The organism is Psychrobacter lutiphocae DSM 21542, assembly GCF_000382145.1.
Classification (GTDB): Bacteria; Pseudomonadota; Gammaproteobacteria; order Pseudomonadales; family Moraxellaceae; genus Psychrobacter; species Psychrobacter lutiphocae.
Map to the genome: position 1 here is coordinate 15,883 of NZ_KB907654.1, position 20,777 is coordinate 36,659.

Below are 20,777 nucleotides of genomic sequence, written 5' to 3' on the forward strand. Positions count from 1 at the left end.
CACTGAAATAGGGTAGCTAATGACAGTTATCCTAGCATTAATAAAAAATGGAGTTCACCCATGAAAAAACTACTTTTGGCATCTGCTGTCGCAGCTCTTTTTGCCACAACCGCACAAGCTGCACCAACTGTTTATGGTAAAGCATTCGTCACAGTAGACTACGTAGATGCTGAATTTGATATTAATGAAGCCAAGCGTGATGAAATTAATAAAGCCAATGAATTGGCAAATATGAATCGTCCAGATGATGATCAACTACCAATGATTACTCAAGTTGACGCTAACCAAGACAACCTTAATCTAAACTCGAATGGGTCACGTATCGGTTTTAAAGGCGCTGAAGCTATTACTGAGCATACAGATGTTACTTATAAGCTTGAGTATGGTGTTGATATTGATGGCGATGATTCAAAAACCTTTAAAAGACGTTCAACATTCTTGGGCTTAAAGAATGACTCATTTGGTGAAGTACGTTTTGGTAACATGGTTGCACCATTAGATTATGTTAACAATGTTACGGTTACTAAAGGTTATTGGGATAATTTAGGCTCTGATAATCCTGAGCCTACCTTATCAGAAGGTCTAACGATGACGGATGCTGGTCGTCATAGTAATACTGTGATGTGGTTAGCACCACAAATGGCAGGTATACCATTAGAGTTCACTGCTATGTACAAAACAGAAGAGAATAACGGCGATGATGGTTTTGGTGCATCATTGATGTTTGATCAAGGTTCTGGATTTACAGCTGGTATCGCTTACGATAATGATTTGGCTATTGCTGGTGATGTACTACGCGGTTCATTAACCTATGATGCTGCGAATATGACTGGCTTTCCAATTAAGCTCGGCGCTTTATATCAAAAAGCAGATTTTGATTATTCAAATACTGACGAAAAAGGCTTTGTTATTTCAGCTGAAATGGGGTTGACGAATTTTTCTAAACCAGCATCAGTATATGTGCAATATAATAACACTTCAGATCTTGCTGGTAATAATGGTTTAGATTCTGATCAGTTTGTACTTGGCGGTCAATATATGTATAAGCCAAATATGATTGGTCATGCCTATGCTGGTTACAATAAAACTGATAACAATCGCTCAGAAGCTGAAGTAATGGCTATCGGTGGCGGTTTAGAATATGTTTTCTAAGCAGTATTAGTTGGTAAGATTGTTTAGAATTAATCGCAGTCATTTAAAATTTAATAGTAATTTCAAGATGTTAAATGCTAATTAATGACAGAAATAAAACAGTTAAAATTAAGAAGCCCACTATTTAAGGTGGGCTTTTTTGTGCTTGTATTATTCATTAGCTTATTAAAATAACTTTAAATATTTGGGCTATTTATATAGTTTTTATTTTAAATAATAAGCCATGAAATAGTGAGTTGTTAAAAAAATGTTGCAAATTATTGCAAAGTTGTTATCCTTAGCAATAAGTATAAGTTTGGTGAAAGATGTAACAGAACTATTAACTTAAATTATTATTCTGAATGTTTAAGTAGGTCTGTTAAGATAAAAACATAAAAGCTTTGTTTAGCTTACTTTATTTTTATATTTTAACAAAAATGTCACATCCGCTCGCCATACTGCAACTGACTCGCCATACTGCAACTGATTATGAGCGTTATATCAGATTGATGGTTTTCATACCAAGTTTGGAATAGCCCTTATTTGGTTTTATAGCGAGGATGGGTGTTGGCTTTTAGGGCAGCCCGTAACTAAAATTGTATAGTGGAGAGATTTCCCATGAAAAAACTACTTTTAGCATCAGCTGTGGCTGCTCTATCTGTATCAGCTGCACAAGCGGCACCAACCGTTTATGGTAAAGCTTATGTTGCTGTCGACTATGAAGATATTGATTATAAGTCCGTTGGTGCGAAAGATAAAGACTCAGTACAAATCAACTCACACGCATCACGTATTGGTTTTAAAGGCTCAGAGCCGATTACTGCTAATACAGATGTGATTTATCAGTTAGAGTATGGGATTGATATCGATGGTGATGACGACAGAACATTCAAAGCGCGTGACACTTATTTGGGTCTATTGAACAACAGCTTTGGTGAGTTCCGTTTTGGTCGTAACCAATCATCAACTGACCGTGTTAACAATGTCATTACAGCAGACAGCGGTTACTGGGATAACTTGGGCTCAGAACATAACATGGTAGATAGTGGTCGTATTGACAACTCAGTAATTTGGACAGCACCAAAATTTTCAGGTGTTCCTTTAGAGTTTTCTGCTATGTATGCCGCTGACGAAGATGATAATGGCTCTGATGGTTGGGGTGCATCATTAATGTTTGACCAAGATAATGGTTTTACTGTAGGTGTTGCCTATGAAGACGACTTAAACCTACCTGATTATGGTTATACAGGTGATTTAATCCGCGGAACAGTGACTTTTGATCTTGCTAAGTTAATGAATAATCCAGGAATGCCACTAACTATTGGTGCTTTATATCAGCAAGCAGATTTTGATTATGCGGGTAGCAAGAAAGAAAAAGGCTATGTCATCAGTGCTAACTGGGCGTTACAAAACCTATCTAAGCCTACCGATATCTATATCCAGTACAACAACACTTCAGATATACGTGGTATAAATGGTAAAGACAGTGATCAAGTGGTAGTTGGTGGCCGTTATTACTATAAGCCAAACATGATTGTCCACGGTTATGCTGGTTATAATGACAGTGATATTGAGTTTGATAGCAAGGAAGATGTCATTCAAGACAGAAGATCTGGTACAGAAACTCTAGCTGTTGGTGCTGCGTTAGAATATAAGTTCTAATTACGCCTATTATATTAATTGTCTAAGCAAAATTGCTTAAAGTCTACCATACAGCTTTTATTAATGAGTGGTGGGCTTTTTTATTAGATATGATGTTTGAGTTGTTCAAAACAAAAAAAGATTAGGTTAATTGGTATCTGCTGAGCATTCACTATATGTGATTAATGTTTCCTACGAAGATGAATGCTCAATAGATCTTATGATTATTATTTTAAATACATTATTTTATATTATATTCTTGTTTTTTATTAGATAGCTGGAGTTTAAGACTATGATCAATATGAATAAAAAACTTTGTGTTTCTGCGGTTAGCTTAGTTATGGCCTCTTTGATGGCTTCGGTTGCTCACGCAGCACCGACTGTCTATGGTAAGGCTTTTGTGACGGCTGATTATGAAGACATTGAAAGAAAAGCTAGAAGTGTAGATCCAAAGATGCAGGTTGAAGGAGATAAAGACTCACTTCAGATCAACTCCCATGGGTCACGTATTGGCTTTAAAGGCGCAGAGCCGATGACAGATAACACAGATGTTATTTATCAGCTAGAGTATAGTGTTGACATCGATGGTGATGACAGTAGAACGTTTCGCGCACGTGATACTTATCTAGGTATTGATAACAAAACCTTTGGTGAGTTTCGTTTTGGTCGTCTAACGGCACCATCAGACAATATTAATAACGTGATCATGAATAGTGGTTACTGGGATAATATGGGTACGCCATTTAATATGGTAGATAGTGCGCGTTTGGATAACTCAGTTCTTTGGACGGCACCAAAAATCGAAGGTATTCCACTAGATTTTTACGCCATGTATGCGGCAGATGAAGATGATGCTGATACAGATGGCTGGGGTGCTTCACTTATGTTTGATCAGAATAATGGCTTTACTGCTGGCCTAGCGTATGAAAAAGACCTAAGTTTACCAGCCTATCGTCACTATGTTTTGGCACCAGGTCAAAATGACTCACCACAAAGTAACCAAGACCGTTTAACCAGAAGAAATAGCTTAAACACGGGTAAATTAATCCGTGGTACTATGACTTTTGATTTAGCGAAACTGACCAATAACCCAGGTCTTCCATTAACACTCGGTGCGCTTTATCAGCAGGCTGATTTTGATTATACTGGCAGTAAAAAAGAAAAAGCATATATTATCAGTGCGTTATGGAGTTTACAAAACTTTGCTAAGCCAGCAGATGTTTATGTGCAATATAATAATACCTCAGATCTACGTGGCTTAAACGGTAAAGACAGTGATCAAATCGTAGTAGGTGGTCATTATTACTATAAGCCAAATATCATTTTACATGGCTATGCTGGTTATAACGATAGTGATATTGAATTTGCTAACGGTACTGTGCAACTGCCAAATGGTAAAGACTACACAGGTGAGTTTGTTATCCGTGATAGAAGAGCAGGTACAGAAACATTTACGATTGGTGGCGGTTTAGAGTATAAGTTTTAATCGCTAAGTAACGTGTTTTATGGTCATTTTCAAATGTGATTAGTTTGAAATGACTTTTCTTTAAAATATTTTGTTTGCAGTCATTTGCAATAAAAGAAAAGAAGGAGCTTGTCTTTTAATTAAGATAAGCTCCTTATTGTTTTGGTTATTTGGTTAATCCATATCTGTGTTTCTTATAAGCCAGTGCTATTAATTAACCAGTGATTTGTACCATCGTTGGAGTATCAAAGTAATGAACAAAATGAATAAAAAGGTGTGTGCGTCTGCAGTTGCGTTAGCTATGGCGACGCTTGTTGTCTCAGGTGCTCAAGCTGCACCGACTATTTATGGTAAAGCCTATATGGCTGTTATTCATGAGGATATTGATAGAAAAGCGACCAATCATGGCGATATGAGTAGACGTGTTGAGGGTGACAAAAATTCATTGCAAATCAATTCGTATGGCTCACGTATTGGCTTTAAAGGCTCAGAGCCGATGACGGATAATACGGATGTAATTTATCAGTTAGAATACCGAGTTAATATTGACGGTGACCGTGACAGAACGTTAAGTGCGCGTGATACCTTTTTAGGCTTTAGAAACAAGACGGTAGGTGAGTTCCGCTTTGGTCGTAACAAGTCATCTACTGACCGTATTAATAATGTGGTAACTGCTGATAGTGGCTATTGGGATAACTTAGGTTCGCCGCATAACATGGTGAATGGTACTCGTCTTGATAACTCAGTGCTTTGGACCTCACCAAAACTTGAAAAAATACCGTTACGCTTTTATGGCATGTATGTTGCCGATGAAAAAGATAAAGGCACCGATGGCTGGGGTGTGGCAGCCATGTTTGACCAAGATAAAGGCTTTACCGCAGGTTTGGCGTATGAAGATGACCTAGATTTGCCAAACTATCGTCACTTCATTTTGGCACCAGGTCAAAATACCTCAGCAGAAAGCAATGATGCGCGTAGAACCCGTAGAAATAGTTTGAACACAGGTGAGATGTTCCGTGGTACTATGACTGTAGATCTGGCCAAGGTGATGAATAATCCTGGCTTACCTCTGACCCTAGGTGCCATGTATCAACAGGCTGATTTTGACTATGCAAGCAGTAAAAAAGAAAAGGGCTATGTGTTAACCGCACAATGGGCGTTACAAAACTTGTCTAAGCCGGCGAATATCTACCTGCAGTACAATAATACCTCTAATCTACGTGGTTTAGATGGTAAAGACAGTGATCAAATCGTGGTCGGTGGTCGCTACTTTTACAAACCAAATATGATTTTCCATGGTTATGCCGGTTACAACGACAGTGATATCCAGTTTGAAACCAGAACAGAAGATGGCGTTGCCCGTGAATATGTGATTCGTGATCGAAAAGCGGGCACTGAGACCCTTGCACTTGGTGCTGCTTTTGAGTATAAATTCTAATACATAAAATGTTGTCAGCAATACCCGAATCTCAACTCTTTTTTCTTAACCCTTAATTTTAAAGGGCTTAAAATATTTAGTTGTTAGGGTTTACTGATATAAACCTTTTAAATATCAATAGGTTATAAAGAGTTGAGAGTGGGGTCAGCAATATAAAAGCCCATCATTTAATAGGGTGGGTTTTTAGTTAAATGATTCTACATAATCTTTGTCTGAGTCAGGTTTTATAAGCTGTTATTTGCTGAAAGATTCTAGACAGACTCCATCAGTTTATCACCAGTCGCCGTAAAACTACCCACTTCAAGGGGTGGATATAAGGCGACACAAACTGTCGTAAAAAGCGGTTAAAGGGTTGTATATCAATATTAACCTCAGCATACTAAGTATATGAAAACCCTCAAGCTACGCATCAAAGACAAACACGCAAACCAGCTAAACAAAATAGCTGGTGATGTTAACTATGCGTGAAACTATGTTAATGCGTTAAGCTTTGAGCATCTAAGACGCACTGATAAATTCTTTTCAGCCTACGACCTAAACGAATACACCAAAGGAAGTGGTGAGTATTTAGGCTTGCACAGCCAATCTTTGCAAGCCATCAACGAGACTCATGCCAAATCTCGTAAGCAATTTAAAAAAGCCAAACTTAACTGGCGAACCAACCGACCCGATGCTAAACATAAATCTTTAGGCTGGATACCCTTTAAAAAATCAGCCATCAAGCATATTGCCACACACCAAACAGGCAAAAAGGCACTTAAATCAATCATACAGCTATCATTAGTTAAGGATCAAAACATTAGCCAAGGGTCAAAAGTTAGTTATTGACCTATGGGATAGCTATAATCTGGCATTGTATAACCTAAACACCCTAGAAATAGTACAAGACAGCCGTAACCGTTGGTATGCCTGTATTACTGTCAAAGAATACCCAAAACAACCATGCGGAACAGGCAGCGTTGGTATTGATTTAGGCTTAACAGAGTCAGCCACCACCTCAAATGGTGATAAACTGACAATCAAGCAAACTCAAAAATGGGCGGATACACTTGCAATAGCTCAACGAGCAAACAATAAAAAGCGAGTCAAAGCGATTCACGCCAAAATCAAAAATTCAAGATTAGATGCCATTCATAAATTCACCACCCAATTAGTTAAGGATAATGCCTTAATTGTGGTTGGTGATGTTAAATCACGCTCATTTACCAACAAAAAAACTAAACTAAACCCCGCTCTCAACTATTTATAACCTATTGATATTTAAAGGTTTATACCAGTAAATCTTAACAGCTAAATATTTTAAGCCCTTTAAAATCAAGGGTTAAGAAAAAAGAGTTGAGATTCGGGTTAAACTATTTATAAGTGGCTTTTTTGTGTTTAATCTGTAATTTGCTATTAGATTGTTGACAGATTAATAGCAGAAATAATAGAACCATAACTTTATACAAAGTCAACCCTATATATTTTGCGCCAAATTTAGTAAAATCTCTTTTTACCAACTGCTGATTTGATACTTATGACTAAATTTATATTTGTGACTGGTGGGGTAGTGTCCTCACTAGGAAAAGGCATTACTGCTGCCTCGTTAGCAGCGATTTTAGAAGCTCGCGGTCTTAAAGTGACCATGACGAAAATGGATCCGTATATCAATGTTGATCCAGGTACTATGAGTCCTTTCCAGCACGGTGAAGTCTTCGTCACTGAAGATGGTGCTGAAACGGATTTAGATTTAGGGTATTACGAGCGTTTTTTGCGCCACTCAAAAATGAGTAAAAACAATAACTTTACAAGTGGGCGTATCTATCTAACTGTAATTAATAAAGAGCGTAGAGGTGATTATTTAGGTGGTACGGTACAGGTTATACCACATATTACAGATGAGATTAAGCACCGTATTCGCGCCAGTGGCGAAGGCTATGACATTGCCATTATCGAAATTGGTGGTACTGTCGGTGATATTGAGTCACTGCCCTTTATGGAAGCGGTGCGTCAGATGCAAGTAGAGTTGGGGCGCAATAGAGCTATGTTAATGCACTTAACCTTAGTGCCCTACATCTCTAGTGCTGGTGAAACCAAGACTAAGCCTACCCAACATTCGGTGAAAGAACTACGCTCGATTGGCTTACAACCCGATGTACTCATTTGTCGCTCAGAGCACACTATTGGTGAGGATAATCGTCGCAAGATTGCTTTATTTACCAATGTAGAAGAACGTGCAGTCATTATGTGTGAAGATGCTGAGACCATCTATCAAATTCCACGTACTTTATATGAGCAAGATTTAGATGATTTAATCTGTGAGCGTTTTGGTATTGAAGCGCCAGAGGCAGATTTGTCAGACTGGGATAAAGTGGTCGATAGTCTGTTGAATGCGCAAGGCAAGGTAACGGTTGCCATTGTTGGTAAATATGTTGAATTACCAGATGCTTATAAGTCTATTAACGAAGCCTTGTTACACGCAGGTATCACCCATAAGACGCATGTTGAGATTGACTATATCGACGCAGAAGCCTTAGAGACTGATGATGGCCTGTATGCACGTATGCAGCAAGCGGATGCGGTACTGGTACCTGGCGGCTTTGGTGAGCGTGGCAAATTAGGTAAGATGCGTGCCATCACTTATGCCCGTGAGAACCAAGTACCTTATTTGGGTATTTGTCTCGGCATGCAGCTGGCGGTGATTGAATACGCCCGTAACGTATTGGGCTTAAAAGCAGACTCGACTGAGTTTGATCGTAAGGCTGAAGATCCCATCATTGGTCTGATTACTGAGTGGGTCGATGAGCGTGGTGAACTGCAAGTACGCAGTGATGAATCTGATTTGGGTGGCACCATGCGTTTGGGTGCTCAAAAAGCTGAGCTAGTAGAAGGCTCTAAGCTACATCAGATCTATGGCTCAAGGTTAATTACAGAGCGTCATCGTCATCGCTATGAGATGAATAATCGCTATATTGAGCCATTGCAAGCGGCGGGTATGAGTATTTCTGGTTACTCTGCCAAGCAGCATCTGGTTGAGTCGGTTGAAATTGGAGAACATCCTTGGTTTATTGGTGTTCAGTTTCATCCAGAGTTCACCAGCTCACCACGTGAAGGACATCCACTATTTGCCAGCTTTATTGAAGCCAGTATTCGCAATCAACAAGGCAAATAGCGCAGGCAAATAAAGTAAGCAAAGTAAATTAAGCAAGCAAACAAGCAAATAAATAAAGTAAACAGTATGTTGCTAATGTTTGATTGCTGCCAAAAAAGAGGTTAGATTTAAGATCTGGCCTCTTTTTTTTGGATGCCCCTTTTTTGTTCTGGCAATGGCTTTATATACTATAATAGTATTCAAGAAAAATAGTATTCAAGAAAAATAGTGCTTAAAAACAATAGTGCTTAAAAATATAAAAATAATAGTACACAAGCCAATTAAGACGCATAAAACAATTTATAATTTAAAACTACGCCAATCTCAACTTAAAATACAGGCGGTGGCTTGTGCGGAGTTTGGCTCCCTTACTTTTCCAAAGGAAGGGTTGGGGATGGATTTTTAGTAAGTATCGCAAAATCCCCCTAAATCCCTGAGGAGGGATAAAGCAAAGCACTGCTTTGCCCCGACGCAAGAGAAAATCTATGATTATCTAAACTGAAAAAAGGGGGACTTGCCCTCCGTTTTAGTATATTGCAACAAATAAGCTAAAGACACAGCTAATAAACCAATTATTAATGTTACCAACTATTCATGTTGAGAGTGGGGTAAAACTGACTTTTCACCTCAGTTTATAACCTAGAGCCAATAAATAAATTTAATAAAAAAGGACCATTATGAGTGAGTTAACCACAGCAAAATCGCACTTACAGTTAAATGATATTCGTATCGGTAATGATTTACCTTTTGTGCTATTTGGTGGCATGAACGTGCTGGAATCCAAAGAGTTGGCATTTGAAATCGCCGAAAGCTATATCGACATCTGTGAGCGTCTGGGCATTGGCTATGTGTTCAAAGCCAGCTTTGACAAAGCCAACCGCTCAAGCTTACACTCATTTCGTGGTCCTGGTTTAGAAAAAGGCATCGACTGGCTGGGTCAAATTAAAGAAAAATACAATGTGCCCATCATCACCGATGTGCATGAGCCCTATCAAGCCGAGCCAGTGGCAGAAGTGGCAGACATTATTCAGTTGCCCGCATTTTTAAGCCGTCAAACCGACTTGGTACAAGCCATGGCAAAAACTGGTGCCATTATTAATATCAAAAAGGCACAGTTTTTGGCACCGCACGAAATGCGCCATATTTTAAACAAATGCTTAGAAGCAGGTAATGATAAGCTGATTTTATGTGAGCGTGGTACCGCTTTTGGTTACAATAACTTAGTGGTAGATATGCTTGGCTTTGATATTATGAAAAAGATGAATGTGCCAGTATTTTTTGACGTAACCCACAGTTTGCAACAGCCAGGCGCACGCAGCGACAGTGCTGGCGGTCGTCGTGAGCAAATTAGCACCTTGGCACGTGCCGGCATGGCAACGGGCTTGGCAGGGTTGTTTTTAGAGGCGCATCCAGATCCAGACTTGGCCAAGTGTGATGGCCCTTGTGCATTGCGCACCAGTCAGTTAGAGCCGTTTTTGGCACAATTAAAGCAAATTGATAACTTGGTTAAAGGTTTTAGTGTACTCGATACTCATTAAGTCATTAAGCCAACTTAAGTTATTAAGCGAACTTAAGTCATTAAGCGAACTGGTGTCAGTTAATTTAATCAAATAATTAAATATAAGAAATACTGGGCATCAAGCGTTTTACTAAGCATAAATTATAAATTATAAATAATAAAGGAGAACATCATGAGCAATGTCACTCAAATAATTAATATCGAAGGCATGACCTGTGGTGGCTGCGTCAAAAGCGTAGACAATGTGGTCAGCCAATTGGGCGGCGTGAAAAATATTGACGTAGATTTAGAAGGCAATAAAGCGACGGTTATTTTTGATACTCAAGCTACCTCAGTGGATGCTATTGTTGAAGCCATTGAAGATGCTGGATTTGATGCCAGTGTCGCTGATAGCTAGGATAAGCGTCTAATATTAACATTAGAGTCGAGTTCTTTTTTTATTTTCTATTTGTTTAAGGCTGCTAGCCACTTATTAAACTAGCAACTTGCTAAAATTTAGTTAGATAGCAAAATAGCTGTTTGATAGAAGTACGTTCAATAGAAAACAGAAAGAAAAAAGACAACACAGTTTATTCACTTAACGTTAACTTGGTAATCTTATGTCTGCGTCGCATTCTTCAAATAATTCCAATCAGCCCCACAATGATCTAGAAAATCTGGGCTCAGAAGCACCAAGCCCACAAGCGCAAAGTCCAGAAACACAAGGCTCAGCAGGACAGGAATCAAGGACAGAAAGTCTAGAAAAACTAAGTCCAAAGACTTTGAGTAAAGCACAGTTTCAAGTTGAGGGGATGACCTGCCAGGCTTGTGCCACACGTATTGAGAAAGTGCTAAATAAAAAGCCGGCCATTGACTTGGCAAGTGTGAGCTTTGCTGGGGAAACACTGAATGTTTCTTTTGACTCCAGTCAAACGGATGCAGAGCAAATTGCCGAGTGGGTGAACAAAACAGGATTTAGCGCTCAGCCTTTGCGGGACAATGAAATACCACACTTGCAACAGCCAGAAAGTGACTGGCGTTTGGTGCTGAGCTGGATTTGTATGATTCCATTTTTGTTTGGTATGGTCGGTATGCTGCTTGGACAAGGCATGCTTTGGATGCCACCATTGTGGGTGCAGTTTGTGTTAGCTACCTTCGTACAGCTTGGCTTAGCCGGTCCTTTTTATCGAAGTGCTTGGGCATCTATTAAAGGTGGTTTGGCCAATATGGATGTACTGGTAGTGATAGGCACCTTTACCATTTGGGCTTATTCTACTTTTGTTTGGATTCAAAGCTTAGAAGGCACTTATACGCTAATCCATATCTTGAGTCAACAAGGTGCACATGTCCCAGTATATTTTGAAGCTGGGGTGATGATTATTGCCTTTGTAAAGTTGGGTAAGTATTTGGAGCTGCGCACCAAAAGACAAAGTTTAAACAGCTTAAATATGCTGTTAGAGCTGACACCTACCACAGTTGAAAGATGGGTAATGGATGACGGCAACAGCGATGTATTAAACGATATAAACATCAATACCGAGGCCGACGCTGATCAAAAAGTTGAACAGATAAAGATTGAACAGGTTAACTTAGAGGCTGTCCAAAAAGGTGATATCTTGCTCGCCAAACAAGGCGCACGCATTGCCACCGATGGGGTTGTGGTCTCTGGCGAAGGTTGGTGTGATGAAAGTCACTTAACTGGCGAGTCTGTCCCTGTAAGCAAAAAGCCAGGCGATAAGGTGCTGGCAGGTGCTATGGTCGATAATGGCAGTATTAATTATCAAGTGACGGCTACTGGCAGTGAAACTCAACTCAGCGACATGGTAAAGGCTTTAAGTGAAGCGCAAGGTAGTAAGGCGGACTTAGCCCGTTTGGCAGATAAGGTAGCAGCAGTTTTTGTGCCTGTGGTGGTGACTATTTCTGTTATCACTTATTTGTTAACTTGGTGGATAACAGGCGGAGTCGATAAGGCGGTATTGCATGCGGTGTCGGTATTGGTCATCGCTTGTCCTTGTGCACTGGGTTTGGCAACACCTGCGGCGATTATGGCCGGTATGGGGGTAGCCGCACGTCATGGCGTGTGGTTTAAAGATGCCCAAAGCCTAGAGGTGGCCGGTAGTATCGATACGATTGTGTTTGATAAAACAGGCACGCTTACCAAAGGCAGTCCACATATTGTGGATGCTATGATGGTAAATAAAGCCATCGAGGCTGAAGATGTGTTGCAGCTGGCGGCCAGTGTTGAGGCGCATGTTAGTCATCCGCTGGCCAGCGCCGTTGTTAATGCAGCGCAAGCCAATGGGCTTGATCTATTGCCTGTATCTCAAGTGGATGTGGTCACTGGTATGGGAGTGCAAGCGCAGGTAATGGGTTTTGGGCTGGTTCAAGTAGGGACGCCTGAGTTTGTTGGGTTAAATTTGCCACAACAGTTGCCTAAAGTGTGGCAAATTGCCAGTAATATTGCAGTTAGTGTCGATGGTGTGGCGCTGGGTATGTTTGCTTTAGCAGATGAGCTAAAAGATGAAAGCCCTCAAGCTGTACAGGCGCTAAAAGAAGATGGTTTAGAGGTGGTCTTATTAAGTGGTGATAAACCCTCTGTGGTAGCACATGTGGCTGAAGAGCTACAAATCCCAGTTGCTCAGGGTAGGATGAAGCCACGTGACAAAGCGCAATGGATTGAGGCACATCAAGATATGGGGCATAAAGTTGCCATGGTTGGTGACGGCGTCAATGATGCGCCAGCGATGGCGACTGCTTATGCCAGCTTTGCCATGCTTGAGGGTACTGAAGTTGCCAAGCACAGTGCCTCAGCGCGCTTGATGGGTGACTCTATTATGCAGGTACATGCCGGTGTGGATGTAGCACGGGCAACGGTGCGCAATATTAAGCAAAACTTGTTTTTTGCCTTTATTTATAACTGTTTGGGTATTCCGCTAGCGGCCTTTGGGCTATTAAGTCCGATGATCGCAGCTGCTGCAATGGCGCTGAGCTCTATCTCAGTGTTGATGAATGCCCTGCGCTTGACCCGCTATCAGGTATAGACAGATCTAAATCTGATATCCAAGATATTTATGTTTTATGCTATGATTAAGCACCCATAAACTTAAACCTGTAATGGCCATATTTACACTAATATTTATAGGGGCTGTATATTGATAAAGGCAGTATAGAGTTGATAAATTGGTACTGCTGATTGCTAAACCCTGCTGATTATTAAAACTGTCCCATTTTATTTATTATTAAACATTTATTATACAAGAGGCTTGAAGACGCTATGTACGCAGAAAATATTACCAACGCAGTTGAAATTCAAGACATTCGTGCCCGTGAAATCCTTGATTCACGTGGTAATCCAACGATTGAAGCTGACGTTATCTTAGCTGATGGCTCTAAGGGGCGTGCAGCAGCTCCAAGTGGCGCATCTACGGGTTCACGTGAAGCCCTTGAGTTACGTGATGGTGATATGTCACGTTATTTGGGTAAAGGCGTCAGAAAAGCCGTTGCCAATGTGAACAGCCAAATTAGAACTGCTTTAATCGAAAGCGATGCCACCAACCAACAAGATATTGATGACAAATTGATTGAGCTTGATGGCACTGAAAACAAAGACAATCTAGGCGCAAATGCTATGCTAGCGGTGTCACTAGCGACAGCAAAAGCAGCAGCCATCTCCCAAAATATTCCTCTGCATCAGTATATTGCCAATTTGCGTAACCAAACCTCTTTAACCATGCCAGTACCTATGATGAACATCTTAAATGGTGGTGAGCATGCGGATAATACGGTTGATATTCAGGAGTTTATGATTGAGCCAACTGGCTTTAGCAGCTTTTCTGAAGCTTTGCGTGCTGGGGTGGAAGTTTTCCACAGCCTAAAATCTGTATTAAAGTCACAAGGTCTAAATACAGCAGTGGGTGATGAAGGTGGTTTTGCACCAAACTTACGCAGCAACGAAGAAGCCATTACTGTCATTATGCAAGCCATTGAGCAAGCTGGCTATCACGCGGGCAAAGACATTCATTTGGCGCTAGACTGTGCTGCCAGTGAGTTTTATAAAAATGGACAATATGTCCTAGCCGGCGAGGGTAATAAAACCTTCGATAGCCAAGGTTTTTCTGACTATCTAGTGGGCTTAACTGAGCAATATCCAATTATTTCTATTGAAGATGGTTTGGACGAGTCAGACTGGGATGGTTGGGCTTATTTAACGAGCAAACTTGGTAATAAAGTACAATTGGTCGGTGATGATTTGTTTGTAACCAATCCAGCTATCTTGCAAGAGGGTATTGATAAAAAGATTGCCAATGCCATCTTAATTAAATTCAACCAAATTGGTACTTTGTCAGAAACCTTAGATGCTATTTATTTAGCCAAACACAACGGCTATGCTACCGTTATTTCTCATCGCTCTGGCGAGACAGAAGATAGCACTATTGCAGATTTAGCAGTAGGCACAGCAGCAGGTCAAATTAAAACTGGCTCATTATGCCGCTCGGATCGTGTTGCTAAGTACAATCAACTGTTACGTATTGAGCAACAAGTACGTGCCAGCTATCGTGGTGCCGAAGAGTTTATCAGCTTGCGCAGCGAGTAGCTTAACGCATTAACTCAGGTTAACGCATGCTATTATTCACTTATGCATGTTCATTAATTCTTTAAAGTCTTACCTAAAAAAGGCTAGGCAGCTGACTTGTTGCCTAGCGCTGACCATTTTTAATCCCAGTTAATTAACATCCTTAACTTTATCCTTTATTTTTTACTTTAAGTCACCCTATGAAATATTTTAGCCAATTCATGTTGCTTTTAATCGCAGTTGCGATATTGTTAGGTTTGCAGTATCAATATTGGATGGGAAAAAGCGGACGAGCTAACTTAGAGACACTACAAGTAGAGCTTGAGCAACAAAAACAGCGTAATGACCAAAAAATGGATGAGAATAAAGTACTGTTGGCTGATGTTAATGATTTAAAAAATGGCTTAGAAGCGGTGGAGGAACATGCACGTCTGGACTTAGGCTTGATTAAACCAGGCGAAACTTTTGTTCAGTTATCGACAGCAGCAGTTACGCATAGCAGTCAGCCAACAGCCCCTATCAATCCAGAAGATATGATCGAAAGTGTGCCTGAGTAAAGATGAAGTCTTCTTTTCCAAAAGTGTTTAGTCTTATTGTCGCTGCTGGTAAAGGCAGTCGTTTTGGTTCTGAACAACCCAAACAGTATACCAAAATACACGGCGAAACTATTTTACAGCAAAGCGTGAAGGCGCTCGCTGCTAGTGCTTATATCCACAACGTATTTTTAGTGATTGCCAATGATGATAAGCAGGCGCTAGATATGTCATTTGTGTTACCTGTGACCTTCGCTTTGGGCGGAGAGGAGCGTTGGCAATCTGTTCAGTCTGGCGTTGTCAGTATTTTGCAGGCTGGAGCACAACCAGAGGATTTGATAGTCATTCATGACGCAGCCCGTCCTTGCGTATCAGTTGAGCATATTGACGCAGTAATTGAAGTAGCAAGTCGATCAAGTTACGGGGCTATTTTGGGTGTACCAGTCGCTGATACATTAAAGCTGGTAGATACAAAATCAACTATTCATCGCACAGTAGATCGTAGTCAGCTGTGGCAGGCACAGACACCACAGGTATTCCGAGCTGGGGTATTGTATGAGGTGTTACAGCAGGTTGCTAAACAGGGGCTAATGATCACTGATGAGGCCAGTGCCTTTGAGCAAATGGGCTATCCGATCAAAGTGGTGCAGGGCAGTCGCCAGAATTTAAAATTAACGTATCCAGAAGATTTAGCTTTAATTGAAAGTATCTTGGCGTATCAGAACCAGCATTAGATTTAAGCGTTTTTAGTTTTAAAATAAAAAACCAATAAAAAAAGCCAAACTCACTGAGTTTGGCTTTTTTTTGTCAATAATAATATCAATCGGATAATTACTGACTAGATAACACAAAATAGTGGTATCCCGTAGGGGATTCGAACCCCTGTTACCGCCGTGAAAGGGCGGGGTCCTAGGCCTCTAGACGAACGGGACACAGACCACTTCGACCGCTTTCACCGTTAATGTCGAAGTGGTGCGTATTCTAATGATTACCCAACATCTTGTCAACCCCTTTTTTAGTTTTTTGCAAAAAAAGTGTGAAAAACTTAAAAACCAAGAGAAATTGACGGCACATAGTGATAAACAAGGATATATCTTATTTGCTCTTTATTATTCACTACCTATCTATTCACTACCTCTTATTTTGTTATTCATTGGCGACTGCCTTGTTTACATCTTAGACACTTTGGTCTTCTGTGTTTTTCGACTTAGGGTCAGACTTAGAGTCTGGCATCAGTGTATGTATCGCATTTTCTAACATCGGATAGCTATTTAAAATATGACAAAATAGTTCAGCCGTCTTTTGAGTATCGTACAAGGCAGAGTGTGCCTCTGAACCACTAAAATCAATACCTGCTGCTTTACAAGCCCGTGCCAGTACGGTTTGACCATAAGCTAAAGCTGAGAAGCTGACAGTATCGAGTACAGAAAACTGGTGAAATGGGTTTTGGTTTTTGCTATTGGTACGCTCAATGGCAGCATTCAAAAATGACAAGTCAAAATGAGCGTTGTGACCTACTAGGATGCATTTCATACACTCATTGGCACGGCGTACCTCTTTGAGTGACTTGAATATGCGGCGTAATGCAGGCTTTTCTTCTTCAGCGATGGCTTTACGCAGCGGATTGTTAGGATCAATGCCCGTAAACTCAAGCGCTCTTTGTTCTAAGTTTGCGCCTTCAAATGGATGTAGATGCGCATTTAATGGCTCACCAGGATAAAAAACACCTTGTTCATCCATTAAGATAGGAATGCAGGCAATCTCTAATAGCGCATCGGTGGCGGCATTAAAACCTGCGGTCTCTACATCAACGACCACAGGTAAGAATTTACGGAATCTATCTGCCAACTTTAAGATAGGCTGTTCCGCAAAGCCATTGCCGTTAGTTTGACCATTTGCATCAGTGCTGTTTTGGTCGCTACTGACTTTATCAGAACTGGTCTGTTCACTGCTGGTATTGGCGCACACTCTCGGCTCTGCTTGAGATGAGTCAGAGGTTTGAGACGGGTTTTGGTCTTCAGTTAAATTAGCGTCGGTAAGGTTGGATTGTGTCATAAAGCAAAAATCACATATCAAATATAAAAAGAGAAATATAAAAAGGAAAATGGCGTATTATTTTTACTTACTTAGTTGTTTAACGATAATTAAGCTACTTGAACGACCAAGGTAAGGTGTCACCCGCCATTAACGGCGTCACGTCTTGCTGTTGCATATAAGAATAGCTTGTTGGTATCTGCATTGGACGATTAACTAAGGTCACCTTTTCCTTATTGATCGGCAAGCCATAAAACTTTGCACCAAATTGGCTGGCAAATCCTTCTAAGCGTTCAATTTTTCCCACACTATCAAAGGCGGTGGCATACAAAGGCAGGGCGATAGGAGCTGAATAACAGCCTGCACAACCACAAGCATTCTCTTTTGCATGTGTCGCATGAGGAGCAGAGTCTGTACCTAAGAAAAATTTTGGGTTACCACTGGTTGCTACATCGAGTAATACTTCTTGGTGTTGACGACGTTTTAGGATTGGTAGGCAGTAAAAGTGAGGTTTAATACCACCAACCAATAAGTGGTTGCGGTTAAATAATAAATGCTGTGGCGTAATGGTTGCTGCCACGCGTTCACTTTGTGACAATACAAAGTCAGCAGCATCGCCTGTGGTAATGTGTTCGACCACAATCTTTAGCTCAGGGAATTGTTTAACCATATGGGTTAAAGTTGTATCGATAAATTGCTTTTCTCGATCAAAAATATCTACATGCGTTTCAGTAACTTCACCATGAATCAGTAGTGGTAGTCCATATTTTTGCATGGCATCAAACACATCAGTACGTGCGGATAAATTGGTCACTCCATCAGCTGAGTTGGTGGTAGCACCCGCAGGATATAATTTAACCGCTTGTACGATACCAGATTCTGCTGCCTGTTTAATATCGTCTGCGCTGGTGGTATCGGTTAAATATAGCGTCATGCGTGGATTGAAGGAGGTTTTATAGTCTGACTTTATATCCACTTGTTCTAGCACCTGTAAGATACGGCTTCGATAAGCGATGGCATCTTTGACATTCACCACAGGTGGCACCAGATTTGGCATACAAATAATCCGATTAAAGCTGGTCGCTGCATGCGCAACTGTGGTTGGCAGAGCTTCACCATCACGTAAGTGGATATGCCAATCATCGGGGCGGGTTAGGGTAATCTCACGTACCTCTGTATTGGTGTTTGTTAAGTTAGAAGTCGATTGAGTCATAGTAGATAGCCATCACAAGTATAAAATTAGATTGTCAGCGATTAAAGGTCTGTTGAACATTGATGATGCAAATTACACGCTATATGGGTGACAACTTGCAAGTAGCTTGTGTGCTAAAACTGGTTAAGATAAACAACCATCAGTTTTGCCACACATACCAATGTTCAATAGGCTCTATAATGATAACAGGTTTTGTTAATAAATTCGGCAGTGACTGCTAGGCTACCGCTTTATTTACACTTTCTTTGTTTGGTTATTTTTTTTTGCGATGCTCAGGTTATCTTTTTTTGCGATGGTAAATAGTGTAAACTGGAAGGTTGAATGTTTAGTGATATCCTACGCTTGCAATATCCAATTAGCTTATCATATTTAACTGGATTGCAGTGCTTTGCAAGTTTGCAACTGTTTTGATTCGCTCACTGGTTATATTGACCGATTCATACCGATGACAATCACCCGTTAATCTTCTAATTACCTTCCAACTTCCAAAAGGATACATTATGTCAATAGAGAATAAAGACAATATTAATAAAATCGTTCTGGCATACTCAGGTGGCTTAGATACTTCTATTATTGCCAAATGGTTACAAGATACTTATGAAGCCGAAGTCATTACTTTTACCGCCGATATTGGTCAAGGCGAAGAAGTAGAGCCAGCACGTGCCAAAGCTGAAGCTATGGGTATTAAACATATCCATATTGAAGACTTACGTGCTGAGTTTGCTCGTGACTACGTTTTTCCTATGTTCCGTGCCAATGCTATCTATGAAGGCGAATACTTATTAGGTACCTCTATTGCTCGTCCTTTGATTGCCAAACGCCTAGTTGAAATTGCCAAAGAGCATAATGCTGATGCTATCAGTCATGGCGCAACTGGTAAAGGTAATGATCAGGTTAGATTTGAGCTGGGCGCTATTGCACTAGCACCAGAAGTAAAAACCATTGCCCCTTGGCGTGAGTGGGATTTATCAAGCCGTGAAAGCCTAATGGCTTATGCCAAAGAGCATAATATTCCAATCGACTTTGCTGCTAATAAGAAAAAGTCCCCTTACTCGATGGACGCCAACTTACTGCATATCTCATATGAAGGCGATATTCTAGAAGACCCTTATAACGAAGCAGAAGAAGATATGTGGCGCTGGACTGTGAGCCCAGAGAAAGCACCTGATCAAGCTGAATACATTGAGCTTGAGTACGAAAAAGGTGATATCGTTGCTATTGATGGTGAAAAGCTAGAGCCTTATGAAGTGATGATTAAGCTAAATGAGCTGGGTGGTAAGCACGGTATTGGACGCTTAGACATTGTCGAAAACCGTTATGTTGGTATGAAGTCACGTGGCTGTTATGAAACACCAGCAGGTACTATTATGCTAAAAGCGCACCGCGCTATGGAGTCTTTGACCCTTGATCGAGAAGCGGCACACCTAAAAGATGAGTTAATGCCTCGTTATGCCAAAATCATCTATAATGGTTATTGGTTTAGCCCAGAGCGTCAAATGCTACAAGCTTTAATCGACAAGTCACAAGAATATGTGACAGGTACAGTGCGTGTGAAGCTGTACAAAGGTAGTGTGAGTGTGGTTGGTCGCAAATCTCCTTATTCATTATTTGATGAAAAGATTGCCACTTTCGAAGATGATGCGGGCGCTTATGATCAAAAAGATGCTGAAGGCTTTATCCGTTTAAATGGCTTACGTCTTGCGATTGAAGCCAGCAAAGGTCGTGATCTTTCATAGCTTGATAGCATTTATATGCTCCATTGGATAAATTTGGATAAAAAAAGCAGAAGTGATTGTCACTTCTGCTTTTTTATTTTTTTAATTTTACGACTTGAAGAAAGTTGACTTAACAATTGAGAAAAAATCTAATACCAATTCCATAAATAAACCTATAAACCAATCCAATCACGAGAAGTTATAGACTGAATGAGCTCGGGCTTGGAACAAAGTCTATTCCAAGCCTTGCAAGCAGCATTAACAATAGCCTCATAACCATCAAAACACCTATTGGATAACCAATGTTGTTTCAAATACGACCACACCTGTTCAGATGGATTTAACTCAGGTGAATAAGGGGGTAATTTAAGCATCGTCACATTATGTAGGTTTAAACTTGGTTGAT

At 40.5% G+C, this 20,777-nt stretch carries 15 protein-coding genes, 1 tRNA gene and 1 pseudogene; 13 read left to right on the forward strand and 4 right to left on the reverse strand.

The annotated features are described in order from the left end of the window. The first annotated feature begins 60 nt into the window (after window positions 1-60). The 12 genes and pseudogenes from H140_RS0110925 to ispD all read left to right on the forward strand — a co-directional run bounded on the left by H140_RS0110925 (window position 61) and on the right by ispD (window position 16,143). Entirely contained in the window at window positions 61-1,152 is a 1,092-nt protein-coding gene (locus H140_RS0110925; RefSeq protein ID WP_019673697.1) for a porin, read from the forward strand. Window positions 1,153-1,749: 597 nt separating this feature from the next. Beyond that, window positions 1,750-2,793, forward strand: coding sequence for a porin (locus tag H140_RS0110930; RefSeq protein ID WP_019673698.1), 1,044 nt, complete (start codon window positions 1,750-1,752; stop codon window positions 2,791-2,793). Window positions 2,794-3,073: 280 nt separating this feature from the next. After that, window positions 3,074-4,258 (forward strand): porin, encoded by a 1,185-nt coding sequence (locus tag H140_RS0110935; RefSeq protein WP_033427022.1) that lies wholly within the window; start codon window positions 3,074-3,076, stop codon window positions 4,256-4,258. A gap of 232 nt (window positions 4,259-4,490) precedes the next feature. Continuing rightward, window positions 4,491-5,675: a porin gene (locus tag H140_RS0110940; protein WP_019673700.1), complete on the forward strand. Its 1,185-nt coding sequence runs from the start codon at window positions 4,491-4,493 to the stop codon at window positions 5,673-5,675. Window positions 5,676-6,062: 387 nt separating this feature from the next. Beyond that, a pseudogene (locus tag H140_RS14970) lies at window positions 6,063-6,900 on the forward strand (RNA-guided endonuclease InsQ/TnpB family protein); the annotation flags it as partial. 291 nt (window positions 6,901-7,191) lie between these two features. Next, entirely contained in the window at window positions 7,192-8,826 is a 1,635-nt protein-coding gene (locus H140_RS0110955; RefSeq protein ID WP_019673701.1) for a CTP synthase, read from the forward strand. A 656-nt stretch (window positions 8,827-9,482) separates the two neighbouring features. Continuing rightward, window positions 9,483-10,343: a 3-deoxy-8-phosphooctulonate synthase gene (gene kdsA / locus H140_RS0110960; protein WP_019673702.1), complete on the forward strand. Its 861-nt coding sequence runs from the start codon at window positions 9,483-9,485 to the stop codon at window positions 10,341-10,343. A 153-nt stretch (window positions 10,344-10,496) separates the two neighbouring features. Further along, on the forward strand, window positions 10,497-10,721 hold the full coding sequence (locus H140_RS0110965) for a heavy-metal-associated domain-containing protein (protein WP_019673703.1): 225 nt from the start codon (window positions 10,497-10,499) through the stop codon (window positions 10,719-10,721). A 394-nt stretch (window positions 10,722-11,115) separates the two neighbouring features. Beyond that, complete coding sequence (locus H140_RS0110970; protein WP_227672912.1) at window positions 11,116-13,344, forward strand: heavy metal translocating P-type ATPase; 2,229 nt, start codon at window positions 11,116-11,118, stop codon at window positions 13,342-13,344. A 233-nt stretch (window positions 13,345-13,577) separates the two neighbouring features. Continuing rightward, complete coding sequence (eno, locus tag H140_RS0110975; RefSeq protein ID WP_019673705.1) at window positions 13,578-14,897, forward strand: phosphopyruvate hydratase; 1,320 nt, start codon at window positions 13,578-13,580, stop codon at window positions 14,895-14,897. Window positions 14,898-15,076: 179 nt separating this feature from the next. Next, entirely contained in the window at window positions 15,077-15,433 is a 357-nt protein-coding gene (locus H140_RS0110980) for a septum formation initiator family protein (RefSeq protein WP_019673706.1), read from the forward strand. Window positions 15,434-15,435: 2 nt separating this feature from the next. Then, window positions 15,436-16,143, forward strand: coding sequence for a 2-C-methyl-D-erythritol 4-phosphate cytidylyltransferase (ispD, locus tag H140_RS0110985; RefSeq protein WP_019673707.1), 708 nt, complete (start codon window positions 15,436-15,438; stop codon window positions 16,141-16,143). 122 nt (window positions 16,144-16,265) lie between these two features. Here ispD and H140_RS0110990 read toward each other — a convergent pair. The 3 genes from H140_RS0110990 to pyrC all read right to left on the reverse strand — a co-directional run bounded on the left by H140_RS0110990 (window position 16,266) and on the right by pyrC (window position 18,656). Further along, window positions 16,266-16,341: transfer RNA gene (locus H140_RS0110990), tRNA-Glu, on the reverse strand. 244 nt (window positions 16,342-16,585) lie between these two features. Beyond that, window positions 16,586-17,464 carry a ribonuclease T gene (gene rnt, locus H140_RS14530; RefSeq protein WP_019673708.1) on the reverse strand — a complete coding sequence of 293 codons (879 nt, stop codon included), beginning with the start codon at window positions 17,462-17,464 and terminating at the stop codon, window positions 16,586-16,588. A gap of 94 nt (window positions 17,465-17,558) precedes the next feature. Continuing rightward, entirely contained in the window at window positions 17,559-18,656 is a 1,098-nt protein-coding gene (pyrC, locus tag H140_RS0111000; protein ID WP_019673709.1) for a dihydroorotase, read from the reverse strand. 500 nt (window positions 18,657-19,156) lie between these two features. Between pyrC and H140_RS0111005 the strand changes: the two genes are divergently transcribed. Beyond that, window positions 19,157-20,392: an argininosuccinate synthase gene (locus H140_RS0111005; RefSeq protein ID WP_019673710.1), complete on the forward strand. Its 1,236-nt coding sequence runs from the start codon at window positions 19,157-19,159 to the stop codon at window positions 20,390-20,392. 152 nt (window positions 20,393-20,544) lie between these two features. Here the strand turns inward: H140_RS0111005 and H140_RS16540 are convergent. After that, window positions 20,545-20,777, reverse strand: a 233-nt coding sequence (locus H140_RS16540; RefSeq protein ID WP_409371740.1) for a transposase, incomplete at its 5' end; no start/stop codon positions are given.